Source organism: Peribacillus simplex, assembly GCF_900156045.1.
Lineage (GTDB): Bacteria > Bacillota > Bacilli > Bacillales > DSM-1321 > Peribacillus > Peribacillus simplex_D.
Genome location: NZ_FTMX01000002.1, coordinates 99,498 through 115,547 on the forward strand (window position 1 = coordinate 99,498; position 16,050 = coordinate 115,547).

The window sequence follows — 16,050 nt, forward strand, 5'->3', positions numbered from 1 at the left end:
CCTCCAAAGCTTCCCCTTCTTATTTAATGAAGCAAGGATGTTCTTATTGCAGAATCGAGGAAGTTATATAAACCTTTTCAACTTTTCCTTCTTCCATTAATTCATTCGTTCTGGCCTTTAAAGCTTCTTGAAGCTTTTCCTTGCCTTTTTTACCGGTTAACTCTTCCGCTTTCATTTCGGATAGTTCGGTAATAATTATATTTTTCACTTGGAAATTTCTTTTTTCCAACTCTTCTTTCGCTTTTTTATTTTCTGTTTGGACCATAAATGAGATTTTGATATAATCATTGCCGGCAAGATTCGTAGTAATTTCAGGAATCTCAACTGATGATTTGACAATTTCGTCAATGCTAGGTTTATCTTCGGCAGATGTGGGATCAGATAACTTTGTCACAATCACGACCGCTATGACACCTACAAGCGTTATAGCCACGAGTATAATCAACATAATAGTCATTAGTTTTTTTTTCATGAACTTTCCTCCACATCCTTACGAAAACCGAGAATATTAACGGTACGGTAAAATTGTATAATAGCTCCAACCAATTCCTCTTCCTTCTCTAGCACAACGATTTTCTTACCATTTGTAAAAGTAATGGTCGTATCTGGCAATGACTCGACTGTGTCTATGTACAATGCATTGATATGAAAGCATTTTCCATTGAGCCTTGTTACTTTGATTATGATATTTAGGAGCCAGAGCAAAAGCACCTGGCTCCTCCCTCCCTTAACCTATCGTTTTAAGTTAACCAATTCCTGTAAAATCTCATCCGACGTCGTGATAATTCTGGAATTCGACTGGAAACCACGTTGTGCAACGATCATTTCGGTAAACTCTTCGGATAAATCCACATTGGACATTTCCAATGAACCTGATGCAATCACACCGCGCCCCTCACCTGCTATGTTGATGTTTGCAGTACCTGAATTGATTGATTCCTGAAAAGTGTTACCACCCGTTTTCGTCAAGCCTGATGCATTGGAGAACTTGGCAACGGCCAGTTGGCCTAAGGTTGTGATCAGACCGTTGGAATAAACGCCATTTATTTCACCTGATGCACCAATATTAAAGCTTTCCAGTTTTCCTTCTTTATTACCATCCGGATTGACAAGAGCAGTAGTGGAACCTTTAACTTGAGTAAGGTTCGAGAAATCCAAATCCAAATTAACCTTTTGAACGCTTTCATCAACTGCTGTATCCGAGTCATCCTCTTTGCCGCTTGAAATGTTAATGGTTTGACCTGCCTGGGTTTTATCAGCTGCCACTATCTGACCATTTGCATCGAAATTCACCGAAGTGAACGGTTTTGGTTTAGTTGTTGATGTATCCCCCAAAGCAGCAGGTTCTTCATCAAAAAGTTCCCATTTATCATCACCGTTTTTTTGGAAATTGATAGTTGCCGTTTGTTCTTTACCGTTTTCATCCACAACTTTCATTTGCTGGCTAAATACGGTACCATCAATTGCGTCAGCAGCTAGATTTCCACTTACTGATATTTTAGTAGTGGCAATGGCAGGTAAAATCGCATTGACGTTAACAGCAACGTCGCCAATCGTTTTTGATCGTTTACCGTTTTCATCAACCTTGTAAGCCTGTACTTTCAAACCATTTGCGTTGACAAGTGTACCGTTATCATCCAGATAAAAGTTTCCTGCACGTGTATATGAAAGAGAATCGCCTTGCTTGACGACGAAATAGCCATCACCAGATATTCCTAAATCAAGATCGCGGCCGGTGGTTTGAAGGCTTGACTGTGTATGGATCGTATCGATTGTAGCGATCGTGGAGCCTAATCCAATTTGTTTAGAATTGGTTCCGCCTTTATTGGCTGTTGCTGCGCTTGCACCAGATACCGTTTGGTTCATAGCATCACTGAATGTCACACGGCTTTTTTTGAAACCATATGTATTGACATTGGCGACGTTATTACCGATAACATCCAATTTTGTTTGTAAGTTTTTTAATCCGCTTATTCCCGAATACATTGAACGAAGCATGTAAAAGCTCCCCTTTCATATAACGACTGCTTCCGTCATTCCACAGTCTGGGCTTCCTATTCCAGGTCCAGTCTATTTATCTAAAATTATGGTTCCATTGATGTTCGTGTAGATTTGTGATGTTGTTTCATCCCTGTCCATGACCGTGATGACCTTGTTGTTTTTCGTGCTTACTATGAGTAACGCATTATCAATAATGATTTGAGATTCAGTTACACCCATCTTTTTGGCCTCATTAGCTTTATCAGCTATTTTGTCCCAAGTTTTTGGTGCGATTTCTATATTCCGTCATCCGCAATTGAGCATGTTTACTAATGGTCAATTTTTCATTTTGGAGACAGCAACGTGAAAATGCTGTTGAAAGCCTTGTTGGATCATCTGCCTTTGCCTTAACGGTAATTTTGTTTGTGGCAAAACTGAGCGGGATTTGCTTGAAAACCAGGTTCATTCATATTCCCGCCCCTTAAGCTTCAGAGATTTTTATCAATTGCTCTGATGATAACTTGGTGTTGTTTTCATCATCCACTTCAATTTCCAGCTTGCCTTTACTCATGGATACCGAGATTACGACAGCAGACGACTCACCATTTTTATCGTCCATCCAGGAAACACGCTTGCCTATTAATTCACTTGCCGCCATCAAGCTATTCGACGGAGAACTTGGTTGTTTCATTGCTGAAATATTTGCGGGTTCAAGCTTTGTGCCATCTTCTAAAAGAAAATAAACACCATCACCCTTATATTGGATCGATTTAACGATGCCTGTCCCTTCTTCTATCGCAAGGTCATCATCGCCTTCATCCAACTTGTGCCAAGTGACTTCCTTACCGACAAAAGAGTTATAGTTCATTAAACTATTTTGTTGATTGATCCCGATTATTTCTTCCATTTGGGCTCCCATATTCATCATCTGTTCCAGAGAAGAAAAAGTGGCCATTTGGGCGATGAATTCCGTATTGTCCATCGGACTTGACGGATCCTGATTTTGAAGCTGGGTAAGCAACAATTTCAAGAAATCATCCTTTCCCAATGCATCCCCGGTTTTTCTGTTTTCAGTTTGAGATTTTGATAATAATAGTGACGTATCAATGGTCGTCATTTTTTCACCTACACTTCCATATTTAACAGAGCATCGGCAAGGGATCCCGTAAACTCGCTTTCCGTTTCATCATTGCTTTCTTCCTTACTCTCCTGTTGTTCATTATGTTCATCCGCATCTTTATGGCTGAATTTCTCTGAGTTAAAAGCATTGAAGGCCTGTGATATTTCAATTCTTTCGATGTGAATGTTTTGTCCGCTAAAGACTTGTTTCAAGCCATGAATCTGATTCTCCAGCATATCTTTGGCCTGAGCAGTAGAAGCCATAATTTTGGCCGACAGCATACCATGCTTTTGAATCAACTCGATCCTTAGGGACCCTAAATGTTCAGGAGTCAATCTGATCAACAGTTTATTTACACCGTTAGTTCCGCTAAAGTTCGACTTACTCAAAATATTTTCAAATTGTTTAACAAACTCTTCTTGACTGACAGTTTGCTCTCCTTTGGGAGCTGCCAAGACGAATTGCTCCAGCTTTGTCATGAGAAAAGGCATTCCAGGCCCTTGATGTTTACCATTATCCTGACTTTGCAAAGTAACACCGCTGCTGACTGTCCCGTCTTTATTAACCTTGGCACTCCCGGATAATTGCGAGAATGCACTTTTCAATGTTTCTATTGTTTTAGTTTGCCCTTTCTCCAAAGTGTTGGATCGATCAGGTTCTGCTTTTGATTTTGACTGATTGGACAGCCATCTCTCCAACTTTCCCGTTAACCCTTCAAGCAGGTGTTTCATTTGTTTCTGGATGGACGCTTCATCTTGGGTCATATCCTTATTTTCCGAGAGAAGATCATGAGTTTTCACCAGTTTCAATAGATTCACCACACTGGATAATGTGGGATCATGCCATTTTTCTTCGCTCAATACAGTAATTTTTTTCAGGATGGTATACAAATCCAAGACATTGGCTGATATCAAACTTTGTGGATTCAGGCTGAAGTCAACCACTTCTTGTTCTAAATCCAAATCCTCGATGCTGCCAAAGAAATCATCAAGTGCACCCTCATCATCTCCGGCTACATTTTTTAGGACCTGTAAAATAAGGTTATTGTCTTGTTGGTTTAATGAAGGGGCTTCGGCAACTCTCTCTACCCCTGTTTCACCTAGACTTTCAAGTTTCAAAAAACCAAGCAAATCCTTTATTACAGACATTCGTCCTTCAGTGATGGCACATATATCCGATGGAATGGGAGGTTCTGCCCCAATGGCTGATTGAAGGACTGAGCCAAACCTTGAACCAGTTTGCTGATTTGGCTTAACTGGTACCTTTAGGCCTAATGAAGCCAAGGGAAGTAAAGAATTAATTGCTGAATTCATATATTCACCCCCTCACTCTTTCCACTTAAGAACTTTGTTCCGTTAGTTTCTTCGTTAACCTTGCAGCATCAGCCGTTGTCATTTGCTCCAAAACCTTAGCTAAAGTGGATGCTTTCATACTTGAGAGAATCTTCACTGCATCTTCATCATTCATTTCCATAATGATAGGTGCAGCCTTCTTGGGAGCCATCGTTTCATAAGTACGGATTATATCTTTAAAGGCTTGTTTACTATTATTCTGACTATCCCTAAGTTGATTCATTTCTGTTTGAAGCTGCTGTTTTTCCGCTTCTGCCTTTGCAATGGCCTTGTCACGTGTATCAATGATGCCCTCAAGCTTTTCTATCTCTTTTTCCTTGTTTTCAATCTCGGTTTCTAATTTTTCGAGTTTCATGGAAACTTTCTCATCATTCCTGGCTGGTTTACCCTTCTCTTCATCCTTTTGATCCGATTCAATGAAGGGTATTTTCGCAGACATTTCCTTTGCCTTTTCCACTACATTTACCCCTGCAACTGTAAAAACGATCAACGCCACAGTTACCGCAAAGATTAATGGAATGAAGATGACAAGAAACCATTGAAATTTACTTATCTTACTATCTTCCAATTCTTCCAATCCATTAGATTCACTTTTATTACGCATTCCATCACCTTACGCCTTTGCTTAAGAATTGCCGGATAGATATTTCATCCATTTGTTTGTTCTCAGCTTCCTTAATGACATCGAGGAATTTAAGAAATCCATTTTCTTTCATTTTCTCGTACTTTTTAACCTCGATATTTCTTTCCAGTAATATATCCCGTTGATTATTCATCTTGTATCGCGCTTCAATGACTTCCTGTTGAAAGTGGCTTAAGAGCTTTTCCAAGTTGTCCATAAATAACTGATGATGACGAATTTCCTGAACGGATAATCCAGTTCGCAGCTTTTCCTGTTGAAACTCAAGCAACTCTTCTTTTTTCTTTAAAAGCTTATATAACTTTTCTGCCACTTCTTCAAATTTTTTTAAAGCAGCATTATATTTAGCTAGTGCATCGGTCTTTTCTTTTTCTTTGATGGTCAGGATCTTCTCGAATTTATATTGATAAATCATTATTAATCACCTTTCTCCATCAATTCGACAAGGGCGTTGATACTATAATCTTTGGAAGCTTTTTCATGGGTTCCTTGCTTCAAAAATGAAATGATTTCCGGATAGCGTGTAATCGAGTTATCAATTTGTTTGGAAGAACCCTTCTTATAAGCCCCTATATTAATCAAATCTTCCGACTCCATATAGGTTGATAAACTTGCCCGCAATTTTTCTGCGGCGTTTTTATGCTTGTCACCAACAATATTGTTCATGACACGACTAATGCTCTTTAATACATTCAGCGCTGGAAACTGTCCTTTATTGGCCAAGTTACGGTCTAGTATGAAGTGACCATCCAAAATTCCCCTGACAGCATCAGCAATCGGTTCATTCATATCATCACCGTCGACTAGTACCGTATAAAATGCTGTAATGGTCCCCAGCTGATTTGTTCCCGTTCTTTCGAGTAACCTTGGAAGGATGGCAAAAACGGATGGAGTATATCCTTTGGTCGTCGGCGGTTCCCCGATAGCAAGCCCAATTTCCCTCTGGGCCATCGCAACCCTCGTGACCGAATCCATCATCAGCATCACGTTCAATCCCTTATCACGAAAATATTCCGCAATGGCAGTTGCCGTCAAAGCACCCTTAATCCTCATCAACGCTGGCTGGTCAGATGTCGCCACTACAACGATTGATCGCGCCAGCCCTTCTGGTCCAAGATCTTTCTCAATGAATTCCCGAACTTCACGGCCACGTTCACCTATAAGACCGATTACGTTTAAGTCAGCCGTCGTATTCCTTGCTACCATACCAAGCAACGTGCTTTTCCCGACACCGCTTCCTGCAAAGATACCAACACGCTGTCCTGTTCCAACTGTTAATAAACTATCAATCACCCGAACTCCTACATCTATCGGTTCATTAATGGGAGGTCGTTTCATCGGATTCGGCGGATCTTGATCCACAGAAATTGTCGCGAGGCCTTTTGGAAGCAGTGAGTCATCAATGGGATGTCCCAATGGATCGACCACTTTGCCAATTAGCCCGCTTCCCACCTTTATCTCAAGGCTCCGTCCGCTCCCTTCCACGATACATCCCGGTGCAATATCACTAACTGCTGTAAATGGCATTAAAATAACCATTTCATCACGGAAACCGACAACTTCAGCTAAGATTCGATTTTTCTTTTTTTGTATACCTGTATAGATATAACAAACATCACCTACAGAGCTTTCAGGGCCTTGAGATTCTATCATTAACCCCACGACACGTTTGACCCGTCCATAATGTTTGAATTGATCAACTTCATCAACTAAGGGCAATAGGTCTCTAGTTTTCATCTTTACTCCCCTTCCAGCAATTCAGTTAGTTTCACTTTTATTTCCTGCAGCTGACTGTCGACACTGGCGTCCATCCTTCCGTTTTCGGATTCTATGATACAGCTGCCAACTTCAAGCTCATCATCCGGAAAGATATACAATTCAGTATCTTTCGGAAAGATTGCCAGCAACTCATCTTTATGGGAAAGAATCGATTGATATTGGATCGGATGGATATGCAATTGCACTTCGCGGTAATCCCTCACCTCTTTGATGGCTCTTTTGACTATGTATAAAAAAGACTCTTCATCTTTTTCAAGCTGTTTCCCGATAATTTTCCCTGCCACCTTCAAGGCAAGGTTCAGAATAACGGTTTCAGATGATTCGATATTGTGCCGATAATCTTTTTTAGAGGACTCTACCACTTCTTTTGCGAAGGCTATTTCCGCTGCAATCTCGTTATAACCCTTTTGGATCCCATCTTCGACTCCCTGCTGATACCCTTCTTTTTGGGCTTGTTCAATATACATTGCTTTTTCTTGATTCTCCCATTGTTCTCGGTCTAACTGGATTTCAGCAGCAATTGTTTGGGCTTTTTGTTCAGCTTCGAGCAATAACGTTTCCGCTTCCTGTTTAGCATCATTGAGAAATTCATCTGATTGAATATAATGAAGGTTTTTCCGCTCATCTGCATCATCATTTTTAAGAAAGTTGAAAGGGCGGATTTTTATTGCAATCTTTTTGCTTTTCTCCTCGTTAGCCTGCTGGGATTTGATAATCCTAGACAATGATATCATCCCCTCCGCCGCGGGCAATCACGATATCTCCGGTTTCTTCCAGTATACGAACGACGGCAACAATTCTTGATTGTGCTTCTTCTACATCACGCAATCTTACTGGCCCCATATATTCCATTTCTTCCTGGAAGGTTTCAACCATACGTTTTGACATGTTTCGAAAAACGATTTCCTTCACTTCATCACTAGCCACTTTAAGAGAAAGTTTAAGATCTTCGTTATCAGATTCCCTCACTACTCGCTGAATCGCTCTGCCATCAAGGGTCACGATATCTTCAAAAACAAACATTCGTTTCTTGATTTCCTCAGCAAGCTCCGGATCTTGGATTTCAAGTGCATCCAAAATCGTTCTTTCCGTTGAGCGGTCAACACCATTCAATACATCTACAACAGCTTCCACTCCACCTGTCTGTGTATAATCTTGGGTTACAGTCGCAGAAAGTTTCCTTTCGAGTATTTGCTCCACTTCATTGATGATTTCCGGAGAAGTGCTATCCATTAATGCAATCCTTCTTGCAATGTCTGCCTGCACCTCTTGCGGAAGTTCAGACAATATTTGTCCAGCCTGTGTGGGATCAAGATAAGACAAGATCAATGCAATGGTCTGCGGATGCTCGTTCTGGATGAAATTCAGGATCTGTCCAGGATCTGCCTTTCGTGCAAAGTCAAATGGCCGAACCTGCAAGGATGACGTTAATCGGTTAATGATGGCGGTTGCCTGATCAGTGCCTAATGCCTTTTCAAGTACCTGCTTCGCATATCCTATCCCGCCCTGCGAGATGTAATCCTGTGCTAAAGCAATATTATGGAATTCTTCCAGGATTTCTTCTTTATCATGGGAGTCCACTTTTCTCACTCCCGAAATTTCAAGGGTCAATCTCTCAATTTCCTCTTCAGAAAGATGCTTATATACGGATGCAGAAACATCCGGGCCTAAGGAAATAAGGAGGATGGCAGCTTTCTGTTTGCCAGTCAACCCGGCCTTTTTTTTTCTATCTGTCACTTTCTAAAGCCTCCTAGTCTTCCGCTATCCAGCTTCTTAATAATTTTGCAAATTCATCCGGCTTTTCTTTTGCAAGCTTCTCCAGTTGTTTTCTTTTTAAAGATGCTTCCGTTTCCTTCTCTTTGTTCAAATCTGGAACATCGAATACGGCTTCTTCCTCCTCAACCACGTATTCCTCTTCCATTTCAGCCTGCTTTCGGGATCGGAGGAATAAGATTAAAAGAATGATAATGGCAAGTAAAAGCACTCCGCCTACGATGTATGCCCAAATTGGTAACGAAGGCTCCGTTTCATCTTTTTGCAACGTCATTTTTCCGTTAAATGGTTGAACGGAAATCGCAATTTTATTATTAAGCTCCTCGTCCGTCAGTTCTTCCCCTTCAGCTTTTTTCTCGATTGTTGTGCGTATTATCGTACCAAGGATTTGTGTAATATCCTCCACACTCTGTTGAGATAAAGAATTCGGATCGTCAGCGGTGGGCGGTTCGACCATGACCTGAATACCTAAATCTTTAACTTTATATGGGCTTTCGACTATTTCCTTCTTGATTCGGTTCACTTCACTATTTATCGTTTCATCCACTTTTTCATAATCACCGGATCCGTTTGTGCCATCAACGTAACTGGATCCCAATGAATCTGAGGAATCCTCACTTTGCGGAACGCCTCCTGCACCTGCTGCGTCCCCACTATACGATTCATTGATCCTTTGCGCAGAAATCTCAATTCCAGCCATATTTTCTTCATCGACCGGCTCAACTAAATTCTCTTCCCGATTTTCTTGAGTGAAATCAATGTCTGTCGTGACTGAAACAACCACTTTATCTCTCCCCATTAACGTACCAAGCATATTTTGCACCTGTCTTTGAATATCACGTTCTATTTCTTTTTTTATTTCATTTTGGGTGGCAAATGCGGACGCGAAAGAAGAATTTTCATTTTCAAGATCGAAGTACTCAAACTCTTGGTTCATAATGACGATATTATCTGTAGGGAGATTCGGAACACTTTTTGAAACCAGATGATAAAGGGAATTGATTTGACTCTCTGCAAATTTATAGCCTGGCTTCGTATTCAATACAATGGATGCTGACGCTTCCCCAGCTGAATCACTGACAAAAACTCCTTTATCAGGAAGAGTGATCATTACACTGGCATCTTCTACTCCATCAATCTTTTTTATTAAACTGGCCAATTCCGTTTGCATCGAGTCCAGTTTAATGACATTGAATTCATTTTCAGTCATTCCGATACCAGCACTTTGACTAAAAAAGGAATAGTCGATACTGCCTGATTCCGGAATTCCTTCAGCTGCCAGTTCCACTTTAAGTGAATCCAGTTTTTCTTCAGGAACTTTTATGGTCGTTCCATTTTCAGAAACTTCATTCATAATCCCTTTACTGTCTAAATTTTCTTTAATGCTACCCGTTTCCGATGGAGTTAAGTTGGAATATAAGGGCACCAGCGTCGTACGCGTGGTTAAAATTGAAACTGCCGTAATGATGATGATAATTAATGCTGCTGAACCAATCATCATGAATTTTTGTTTTTTACTGCGGCCCGTCCAATAAGCAGTTATTTTGTTTTTGAAATTCACTGGTACTTCATTCATTTAAATCCCCCGGTCAGTCTATGAATTCTTGATTGGGGGATTCCCCCCTGGTCATTTTTCTCTATATAATGAGGTTAAAAAATGAATGCTATATACTCATTCTCATCATTTCCTGGTAGGCTTCCACAACCTTATTCCGAACCTCTAACGTAGCCTGCATTGTAACGCTGGCTTTTTGTGAAGCTATCATCACCGAGTGAAGCTCAACATCCTCTCCATTAGCCAATTTGGTTGTAAGATCATCAGATGCCACTTGTGTTTCGTTGACTTTATTCATTGATTCTTTTAATACCGACGCAAAATTTTGCTGTGCTTCGTATGGTGTATTAGTATTGCTTTGTCCTTTTTTCTGTACATTGCTTGCATTGTTCACTGCAGAAAGAGAAATCCCCTCCATATCAACAATCCCCTTTCAACTTTTATTTTCCAATTTCCAAAGCTTTCATCATCATTCCCTTTGATGCATTTAAAACAGTCACATTTGCTTCGTATGAACGTGTGACACTCATTAAGTCAACCATTTCCCGAAGGGGGTCGACATTTGGCATTTCAACATAACCATCTTCATTGGCATCAGGATGCTCTGGATTATAATCCAGTTCAAAAGGTGTTTTATCTTTAACTATTCCAGTCACCTTCACACCATTCCCTACCTCGCTCGTTTTACCTGATGCTGCGTTTAAGAAACTTGAAAAACCGTTTTCCTTACTTTGCAGTACAACCGATTTTCTTGTGTACGGCTTCCATGTTTTAGATTCGGCGTCATATTCCGCCCTGGTCGTATCGGCATTAGCCATATTAGCAGAGATTACATCCATCCTTACCCTTTGACTCGTCAGGCTGGATCCGGTCATGTTTATACTTTGGAAGATTCCCATCACTTGCCTCCTCTAATTACATTCTGCAATGATTGAAACTTACCTGAAAGCCTGTCGGTTACTGCATTATAATAAATCTGATTGGCAGCAAGCTCCGTCATTTCCTTATCAACGTCCACGCTATTTCCATTATTGTTATATCGGACATTTTTCTGCGTCACGAACTGAGAAGCATGACTCCCCTCTGATTTGAAGGTGAAATGTCGTTCATCGGTACGATATGGATCCAGGGAAGATTCCAGCTCTGCCTTAAAGGATTGTGTTTTGTCGACTTCTTTAGCTTTATAATTAGGCGTATCCGAATTGGCTATGTTCTGTGAAATGACTTTTTGTTTTACATTAGAATAATTAAGGGCATTTTCTAGTGATTGAAAAGTATTTGAAAATAATTCCACGCCGATCACCTCTTTCTATAACTAACATTTAATTACATTATCAATAAATTAACCCAGTGCATTTACGTTTTAATTTTAAAGAAACATTATAACTATGTCCATAAACAACACATAGACTTTAGACCTATTATCGTCGAAAATTGTCATAAACTGCTTAATTTTGTCGTTTTTCTTAGTATGATTACAGGATTAATAATACGTAATATTACATTTTAATATGATTATCTACATATTAACCAAATTTTCCTTCCATTAGCTTTTATATCATATCGAAAAACAAATCTATATACCTGATACTTTAGAACTAATTTTCTCATTTACTTTCAATTAATTATTTCAATTTAGTTGATTTAACCCTTTAAAATAAAGGATTCATAAGAAAACAAAGGATTACTGCCATTTTTCTTTTTTTGAAAAAAAACGTTTTTTTCAATACGCTGATTCATTCGACAAAATTCCCTATTGACTGAAATCCGTTATCCATAGGGTTTTAAAAATCAAAAAGTTACAGCAACGTTCATTTTCACTATTACAACAGTTATAATAATATAATTACCCTTTTAAAGAAAAATTTAACTATTTTTTCAATTCTAATAGAAAACATGCTTATATCACATTTCCATTTAATTCGAATTACCTCTTTTTCCTTGCTCTCCCCTGACGTTCACCCGCTTGCTTATTAGTCCCAGAAAGCAACAGATCCAAATACCACAAAAAAAAGCAGCCCTTTTTAAAGGACTGCCTTTTTTTGTATGTTAATTATTTTTAAGCTTTTCTAATTCAAGAAGGAATTTATCGTTCAATACTTTGATATAAGTACCTTTCATTCCTAATGAGCGGGATTCAATGACTCCGGCACTTTCCAGTTTCCTTAGTGCATTTACGATAACGGAACGGGTGATGCCAACACGGTCTGCAATTTTGGATGCTACAAGCAGACCTTCATTACCTTTAAGCTCCTCAAAAATGTGTTCAATTGCTTCCAATTCGCTGTAAGATAACGAGGAAATTGCCATTTGAACGACAGCTTTACTACGAGCTTCTTCTTCTATCTCTTCTGATTTTTCACGTAGAATTTCCATACCGACTACAGTCGCACCATATTCAGCCAAAATTAAATCATCATCGTGAAATTTTTCTTGTAGTCGCGCAAGAACCAATGTTCCTAAACGTTCTCCTCCACCCATAATTGGTACGATCGTTGTTAATCCAGTTGCGAAAAGCTCTTTGTTTTCGACTGGGAAAGCAGTATATTCGCTTTCAATATCAAGATTCGAAGAGGTTTCAGGAATATTGAACAGGTTTTTTGTGTACTCTTCAGGGAATTGTTTATCTTCCAGCATTTTGTACATGCGTTCGTTTTCAATTTGCTGACTTACCGCTATGCCAAGTAATTTCCCGCGGCGGCTGACGACGAATACATTCGCTTCGATAACTTCACTTAAACTTTCAGCCATTTCCTTGAAGTTAACTGCTTTACCTGCTGCTTTTTGGAGCATTGCATTGATTTTTCTTGTTTTTGCTAATAAGTTCATTTGATTTGTTCCTCCTAAAAATACCATGGTTCACAATAACTATGAAGTTGTATTTCCGTAATTTTATGTTCATTGCTTAGGCAAATCATTGCCAAAATTGTTTCTTAATTAAAGGATAAACTGGCTTAAATCTTTGTTCCGTGCGATAGAACCAAGCTTACCTTCGACATATTGGGGCGTAATTGTAATCTTCTCCATCGTTATTTCCGGAGCTTCAAAAGATAAGTCCTCAAGCAACCGTTCCAAAATGGTATGAAGTCTTCTTGCACCAATATTGTCTGTGTTTTGATTTACTTCGAAGGCCACTTCAGCTATCTTACGAACAGCATCGTCAGAAAATTCAATTTCTATACCTTCAGTTTCTAATAAAGCAACATATTGTTTTAACAAGGCATTATCCGGTTCATGAAGAATCCGTACAAAGTCATCTACAGTCAGTTTGTTCAATTCTACACGGATTGGGAATCTACCTTGTAATTCAGGGATAAGATCGGATGGCTTAGCCATATGAAAAGCCCCTGCAGCAATGAATAAGACATGATCCGTTTTAACTGAACCATATTTAGTCACTACTGTTGAACCTTCAACAATTGGCAGGATATCCCTTTGGACACCCTCCCTTGATACATCCGCTGATGAACTTCCAGATTGCTTACTGGCAATTTTATCTATTTCATCGATGAAGATAATCCCATTTTGCTCAGCCCCGTATACTGCATCGGAAGTGACTTCATCCATATCAATCAATTTTGCTGCTTCCTCATTTGTTAAAACGGTTCTTGCTTCACTTACTTTCAATTTGCGCTTCTTGCTTTTTTTCGGCATCAAGCTTCCTAAAGCGTCCTGCATGTTCATCCCCATTTGTTCCATTCCCGAACCTTGGAGCATATCAAACATCGAAGCGGCCTGCTCTTCCACTTCGACCGTTATCATTTCACTTTCTAACTCACCATTAGCCAGCTTTTCAGCGACGATTTTTCTTTTTTCCTGCAAACTTAAATCTTCGGAATTTTCTTCCGAATCCTGTTCGTCTTGATTGTTATTGCCTCCAAAAAAGACTTCAAGAGGATTCTTGAAATTACTCTGTTTTTTTGTGGATGGCACTAAAAGTTCTATTAAGCGGCGATTTGCATTTTCTTCTGCCCGCTCTTTTACGCTGGCCATCTTTTCTTCCTTCACGAGGCGGACGGAAGTCTCCACCAAATCACGGACCATCGACTCTACATCCCGGCCGACATACCCGACTTCCGTAAATTTCGTTGCTTCAACTTTTACAAAAGGAGCACCTACCAATTTAGCCATTCTCCGAGCAATTTCTGTTTTCCCAACGCCTGTCGGTCCAATCATTAATATATTCTTCGGAACGACTTCATCACGAAGTTGATCCGAGAGAAGGGAACGTCGGTAGCGATTCCGAAGAGCCACTGCCACTGCCCGTTTTGCCTCACGCTGCCCTACGATATACTGATCCAGTTTTTCAACGATTTGCCTCGGTGTTAAATTAGCTTTTTTTGACATTTGCGCTCCTCCTTACAACTCTTCCACGATTATATTCGTATTCGTAAATACACAAATTTCCGCTGCAATTTGTAAAGATGATTGAGCGATTTCCTTTGCCGATAAATGGTCACTGGAAAACCGCATTAATGCCCTGCCGGCAGCCAGTGCATAATTTCCGCCCGATCCTATGGCGAGAATCCCATCATCCGGTTCAATTACTTCCCCGGTGCCAGAAACGAGCAGCAAATGGTTCTTATCCATCACTACTAACATGGCTTCCAGCTTTCTCAATACATTGTCACTTCTCCATTGCTTTGCCATTTCGACGGCAGCGCGCTGAAGATTGCCATTATACTCTTCAAGTTTAGCTTCGAACATCTCAAATAAAGTGAATGCATCTGCAACGGAACCTGCAAAACCTGCAAGGACATTACCATTAAAGATTTTTCTCACTTTCCTCGCCGTATGCTTCATCACTACTGAATTTCCTAAAGTAACCTGCCCATCACCGGACATGGCACATTCACCTTTATGATGCACTGCAAATATCGTTGTCATAAAGTGTCCCCTTTCAACATTTAAGGCCGCGGATGTGATGCATTGTAGACTTTTTTCAATTGGTCTTTTGTAACATGCGTATACACTTGCGTTGATGAAATTTTAGAATGACCAAGCAATTCCTGAACCGTGCGAATGTCCGCCCCATTATTCAATAGGTGTGTAGCAAAAGAATGCCTTAGCATATGGGGATGAAGACTTCCATCTGCGGCTGACTTTTTAATCAATTCATTCAATATATAGCGAACTCCCCTAGGTGTCAGAGGGTCTCCACGAAAATTAACAAATAAATAAACATGCGCCTTGGCGTCAGACGAAGTCAATTCCATCCTGGCTGTACGTATGTATAAATCTATCGCTTCCTGTGCATAACTACCAACCGGAACGTAGCGATCCTTTTTTCCTTTTCCATGGATCAGTACTGTCCCTAAGGAAAGATCGATATCCTGCAGTTTAATCTCACAACATTCACTTACACGAATTCCTGTTGCATATAATAATTCCAGTAAGGCATTGTTCCTTATTCCTATCGGTGAATCTTTCTTTAAAGTAGAAAACAACTGATTCATTTCCTTCTCATAAAGAAAACGTGGCAATCTTTGATCCTTTTTAGGTAAAGAAGCCAAAGAAAAAGGGTTATCCTTCACATCACCTTCACGCAGTAAAAATCTATAAAGGCTCCGCAAGCAAGAAGTTTTTCTTGCCACAGTGCGCTTAGAAAGGTTTTTCTCATATAAATTCGTTAAATATAACCGGACATCAAAATATTCAACGGACGTGATATCCTCAATGCCCTGTTCATTAAGGAACAGAAAAAATTCGTGAATATCACGTTTGTAATTTTCAATGGTGTATTGTGAACTGTTTTTTTCAATTTGTAAATATTCGATGTAGGATGATAATGCCTTTTTTTGATTAATCATGGAAACACCTCGCAAAGGCTAATAAATAGTATCATACTTTA

The 16,050-nt window shown here is 39.8% G+C and carries 20 protein-coding genes; all 20 read right to left on the bottom strand.

The window, feature by feature from the left end; genetic code table 11:
• Positions 1 to 43: 43 nt before the first annotated feature.
• Positions 44 to 472: a flagellar basal body-associated protein FliL gene (gene fliL, locus BW986_RS06985; RefSeq protein WP_076366516.1), complete on the bottom strand. Its 429-nt coding sequence runs from the start codon at positions 470 to 472 to the stop codon at positions 44 to 46.
• A complete protein-coding gene (locus BW986_RS06990; protein WP_076367895.1) occupies positions 469 to 684 on the bottom strand; it encodes a flagellar FlbD family protein in 216 nt (71 codons plus the stop codon). Before BW986_RS06990 ends, fliL begins: the two co-directional genes overlap by 4 nt.
• 48 nt (positions 685 to 732) lie before the next feature.
• The gene (locus BW986_RS06995; RefSeq protein WP_076366518.1) at positions 733 to 1,998 is read right to left on the bottom strand and encodes a flagellar hook protein FlgE; all 1,266 of its coding nucleotides are present in this window, start codon (positions 1,996 to 1,998) and stop codon (positions 733 to 735) included.
• Between the two features lie 72 nt (positions 1,999 to 2,070).
• Entirely contained in the window at positions 2,071 to 2,220 is a 150-nt protein-coding gene (locus BW986_RS29240; RefSeq protein WP_081395530.1) for a hypothetical protein, read from the bottom strand.
• A 22-nt stretch (positions 2,221 to 2,242) separates the two neighbouring features.
• Positions 2,243 to 2,446, bottom strand: coding sequence for a hypothetical protein (locus BW986_RS29245; RefSeq protein WP_081395531.1), 204 nt, complete (start codon positions 2,444 to 2,446; stop codon positions 2,243 to 2,245).
• A 15-nt stretch (positions 2,447 to 2,461) separates the two neighbouring features.
• A complete protein-coding gene (gene flgD, locus BW986_RS07005) occupies positions 2,462 to 3,097 on the bottom strand; it encodes a flagellar hook assembly protein FlgD (RefSeq protein WP_076366520.1) in 636 nt (211 codons plus the stop codon).
• Positions 3,098 to 3,105: 8 nt separating this feature from the next.
• Complete coding sequence (locus BW986_RS07010; protein ID WP_076366522.1) at positions 3,106 to 4,413, bottom strand: flagellar hook-length control protein FliK; 1,308 nt, start codon at positions 4,411 to 4,413, stop codon at positions 3,106 to 3,108.
• Positions 4,414 to 4,438: 25 nt separating this feature from the next.
• A complete protein-coding gene (locus BW986_RS07015; protein ID WP_076366524.1) occupies positions 4,439 to 5,056 on the bottom strand; it encodes a MotE family protein in 618 nt (205 codons plus the stop codon).
• Positions 5,057 to 5,060: 4 nt separating this feature from the next.
• Positions 5,061 to 5,507 carry a flagellar export protein FliJ gene (fliJ, locus tag BW986_RS07020; RefSeq protein ID WP_076366526.1) on the bottom strand — a complete coding sequence of 149 codons (447 nt, stop codon included), beginning with the start codon at positions 5,505 to 5,507 and terminating at the stop codon, positions 5,061 to 5,063.
• A gap of 2 nt (positions 5,508 to 5,509) precedes the next feature.
• Positions 5,510 to 6,829: a flagellar protein export ATPase FliI gene (gene fliI / locus BW986_RS07025; protein WP_076366528.1), complete on the bottom strand. Its 1,320-nt coding sequence runs from the start codon at positions 6,827 to 6,829 to the stop codon at positions 5,510 to 5,512.
• 2 nt (positions 6,830 to 6,831) lie between these two features.
• Positions 6,832 to 7,596, bottom strand: coding sequence for a flagellar assembly protein FliH (gene fliH, locus BW986_RS07030; protein ID WP_076366530.1), 765 nt, complete (start codon positions 7,594 to 7,596; stop codon positions 6,832 to 6,834).
• Positions 7,589 to 8,608, bottom strand: coding sequence for a flagellar motor switch protein FliG (gene fliG, locus BW986_RS07035; RefSeq protein WP_076366532.1), 1,020 nt, complete (start codon positions 8,606 to 8,608; stop codon positions 7,589 to 7,591). Before fliG ends, fliH begins: the two co-directional genes overlap by 8 nt.
• 13 nt (positions 8,609 to 8,621) lie before the next feature.
• On the bottom strand, positions 8,622 to 10,220 hold the full coding sequence (fliF, locus tag BW986_RS07040; RefSeq protein WP_076366534.1) for a flagellar basal-body MS-ring/collar protein FliF: 1,599 nt from the start codon (positions 10,218 to 10,220) through the stop codon (positions 8,622 to 8,624).
• 88 nt (positions 10,221 to 10,308) lie between these two features.
• Positions 10,309 to 10,617 (bottom strand): flagellar hook-basal body complex protein FliE, encoded by a 309-nt coding sequence (gene fliE, locus BW986_RS07045; RefSeq protein ID WP_076366536.1) that lies wholly within the window; start codon positions 10,615 to 10,617, stop codon positions 10,309 to 10,311.
• A 22-nt stretch (positions 10,618 to 10,639) separates the two neighbouring features.
• Positions 10,640 to 11,098: a flagellar basal body rod protein FlgC gene (flgC, locus tag BW986_RS07050; protein ID WP_076366538.1), complete on the bottom strand. Its 459-nt coding sequence runs from the start codon at positions 11,096 to 11,098 to the stop codon at positions 10,640 to 10,642.
• Entirely contained in the window at positions 11,098 to 11,493 is a 396-nt protein-coding gene (gene flgB / locus BW986_RS07055) for a flagellar basal body rod protein FlgB (protein WP_076366540.1), read from the bottom strand. The genes flgC and flgB overlap by 1 nt, the downstream gene beginning before the upstream one ends.
• A 755-nt stretch (positions 11,494 to 12,248) precedes the next feature.
• The gene (gene codY / locus BW986_RS07060; RefSeq protein ID WP_057278408.1) at positions 12,249 to 13,028 is read right to left on the bottom strand and encodes a GTP-sensing pleiotropic transcriptional regulator CodY; all 780 of its coding nucleotides are present in this window, start codon (positions 13,026 to 13,028) and stop codon (positions 12,249 to 12,251) included.
• 108 nt (positions 13,029 to 13,136) lie between these two features.
• Positions 13,137 to 14,546, bottom strand: a complete 1,410-nt coding sequence (gene hslU, locus BW986_RS07065; protein WP_076366543.1) for an ATP-dependent protease ATPase subunit HslU — start codon at positions 14,544 to 14,546, stop codon at positions 13,137 to 13,139.
• Between the two features lie 12 nt (positions 14,547 to 14,558).
• A complete protein-coding gene (hslV, locus tag BW986_RS07070; RefSeq protein ID WP_048684874.1) occupies positions 14,559 to 15,086 on the bottom strand; it encodes an HslVU peptidase proteolytic subunit in 528 nt (175 codons plus the stop codon).
• 20 nt (positions 15,087 to 15,106) lie between these two features.
• Positions 15,107 to 16,009 carry a tyrosine recombinase XerC gene (gene xerC / locus BW986_RS07075; protein ID WP_076366545.1) on the bottom strand — a complete coding sequence of 301 codons (903 nt, stop codon included), beginning with the start codon at positions 16,007 to 16,009 and terminating at the stop codon, positions 15,107 to 15,109.
• Positions 16,010 to 16,050 lie beyond the last annotated feature (41 nt).

What these genes read in the sequence shown, in the direction of transcription:
- fliL (WP_076366516.1), bottom strand. Translation starts at nt 472, where the DNA reads ATGAAAAAAAAACTAATGACTATTATGTTGATTATACTCGTGGCTATA.
- BW986_RS06995 (WP_076366518.1), bottom strand. Translation starts at nt 1,998, where the DNA reads ATGCTTCGTTCAATGTATTCGGGAATAAGCGGATTAAAAAACTTACAA.
- BW986_RS29240 (WP_081395530.1), bottom strand. Translation starts at nt 2,220, where the DNA reads ATGGGTGTAACTGAATCTCAAATCATTATTGATAATGCGTTACTCATA.
- BW986_RS29245 (WP_081395531.1), bottom strand. Translation starts at nt 2,446, where the DNA reads ATGAACCTGGTTTTCAAGCAAATCCCGCTCAGTTTTGCCACAAACAAA.
- flgD (WP_076366520.1), bottom strand. Translation starts at nt 3,097, where the DNA reads ATGACGACCATTGATACGTCACTATTATTATCAAAATCTCAAACTGAA.
- BW986_RS07010 (WP_076366522.1), bottom strand. Translation starts at nt 4,413, where the DNA reads ATGAATTCAGCAATTAATTCTTTACTTCCCTTGGCTTCATTAGGCCTA.
- BW986_RS07015 (WP_076366524.1), bottom strand. Translation starts at nt 5,056, where the DNA reads ATGCGTAATAAAAGTGAATCTAATGGATTGGAAGAATTGGAAGATAGT.
- fliJ (WP_076366526.1), bottom strand. Translation starts at nt 5,507, where the DNA reads ATGATTTATCAATATAAATTCGAGAAGATCCTGACCATCAAAGAAAAA.
- fliI (WP_076366528.1), bottom strand. Translation starts at nt 6,829, where the DNA reads ATGAAAACTAGAGACCTATTGCCCTTAGTTGATGAAGTTGATCAATTC.
- fliF (WP_076366534.1), bottom strand. Translation starts at nt 10,220, where the DNA reads ATGAATGAAGTACCAGTGAATTTCAAAAACAAAATAACTGCTTATTGG.
- fliE (WP_076366536.1), bottom strand. Translation starts at nt 10,617, where the DNA reads ATGGAGGGGATTTCTCTTTCTGCAGTGAACAATGCAAGCAATGTACAG.
- flgC (WP_076366538.1), bottom strand. Translation starts at nt 11,098, where the DNA reads ATGGGAATCTTCCAAAGTATAAACATGACCGGATCCAGCCTGACGAGT.
- codY (WP_057278408.1), bottom strand. Translation starts at nt 13,028, where the DNA reads ATGAACTTATTAGCAAAAACAAGAAAAATCAATGCAATGCTCCAAAAA.
- hslU (WP_076366543.1), bottom strand. Translation starts at nt 14,546, where the DNA reads ATGTCAAAAAAAGCTAATTTAACACCGAGGCAAATCGTTGAAAAACTG.
- hslV (WP_048684874.1), bottom strand. Translation starts at nt 15,086, where the DNA reads ATGACAACGATATTTGCAGTGCATCATAAAGGTGAATGTGCCATGTCC.
- xerC (WP_076366545.1), bottom strand. Translation starts at nt 16,009, where the DNA reads ATGATTAATCAAAAAAAGGCATTATCATCCTACATCGAATATTTACAA.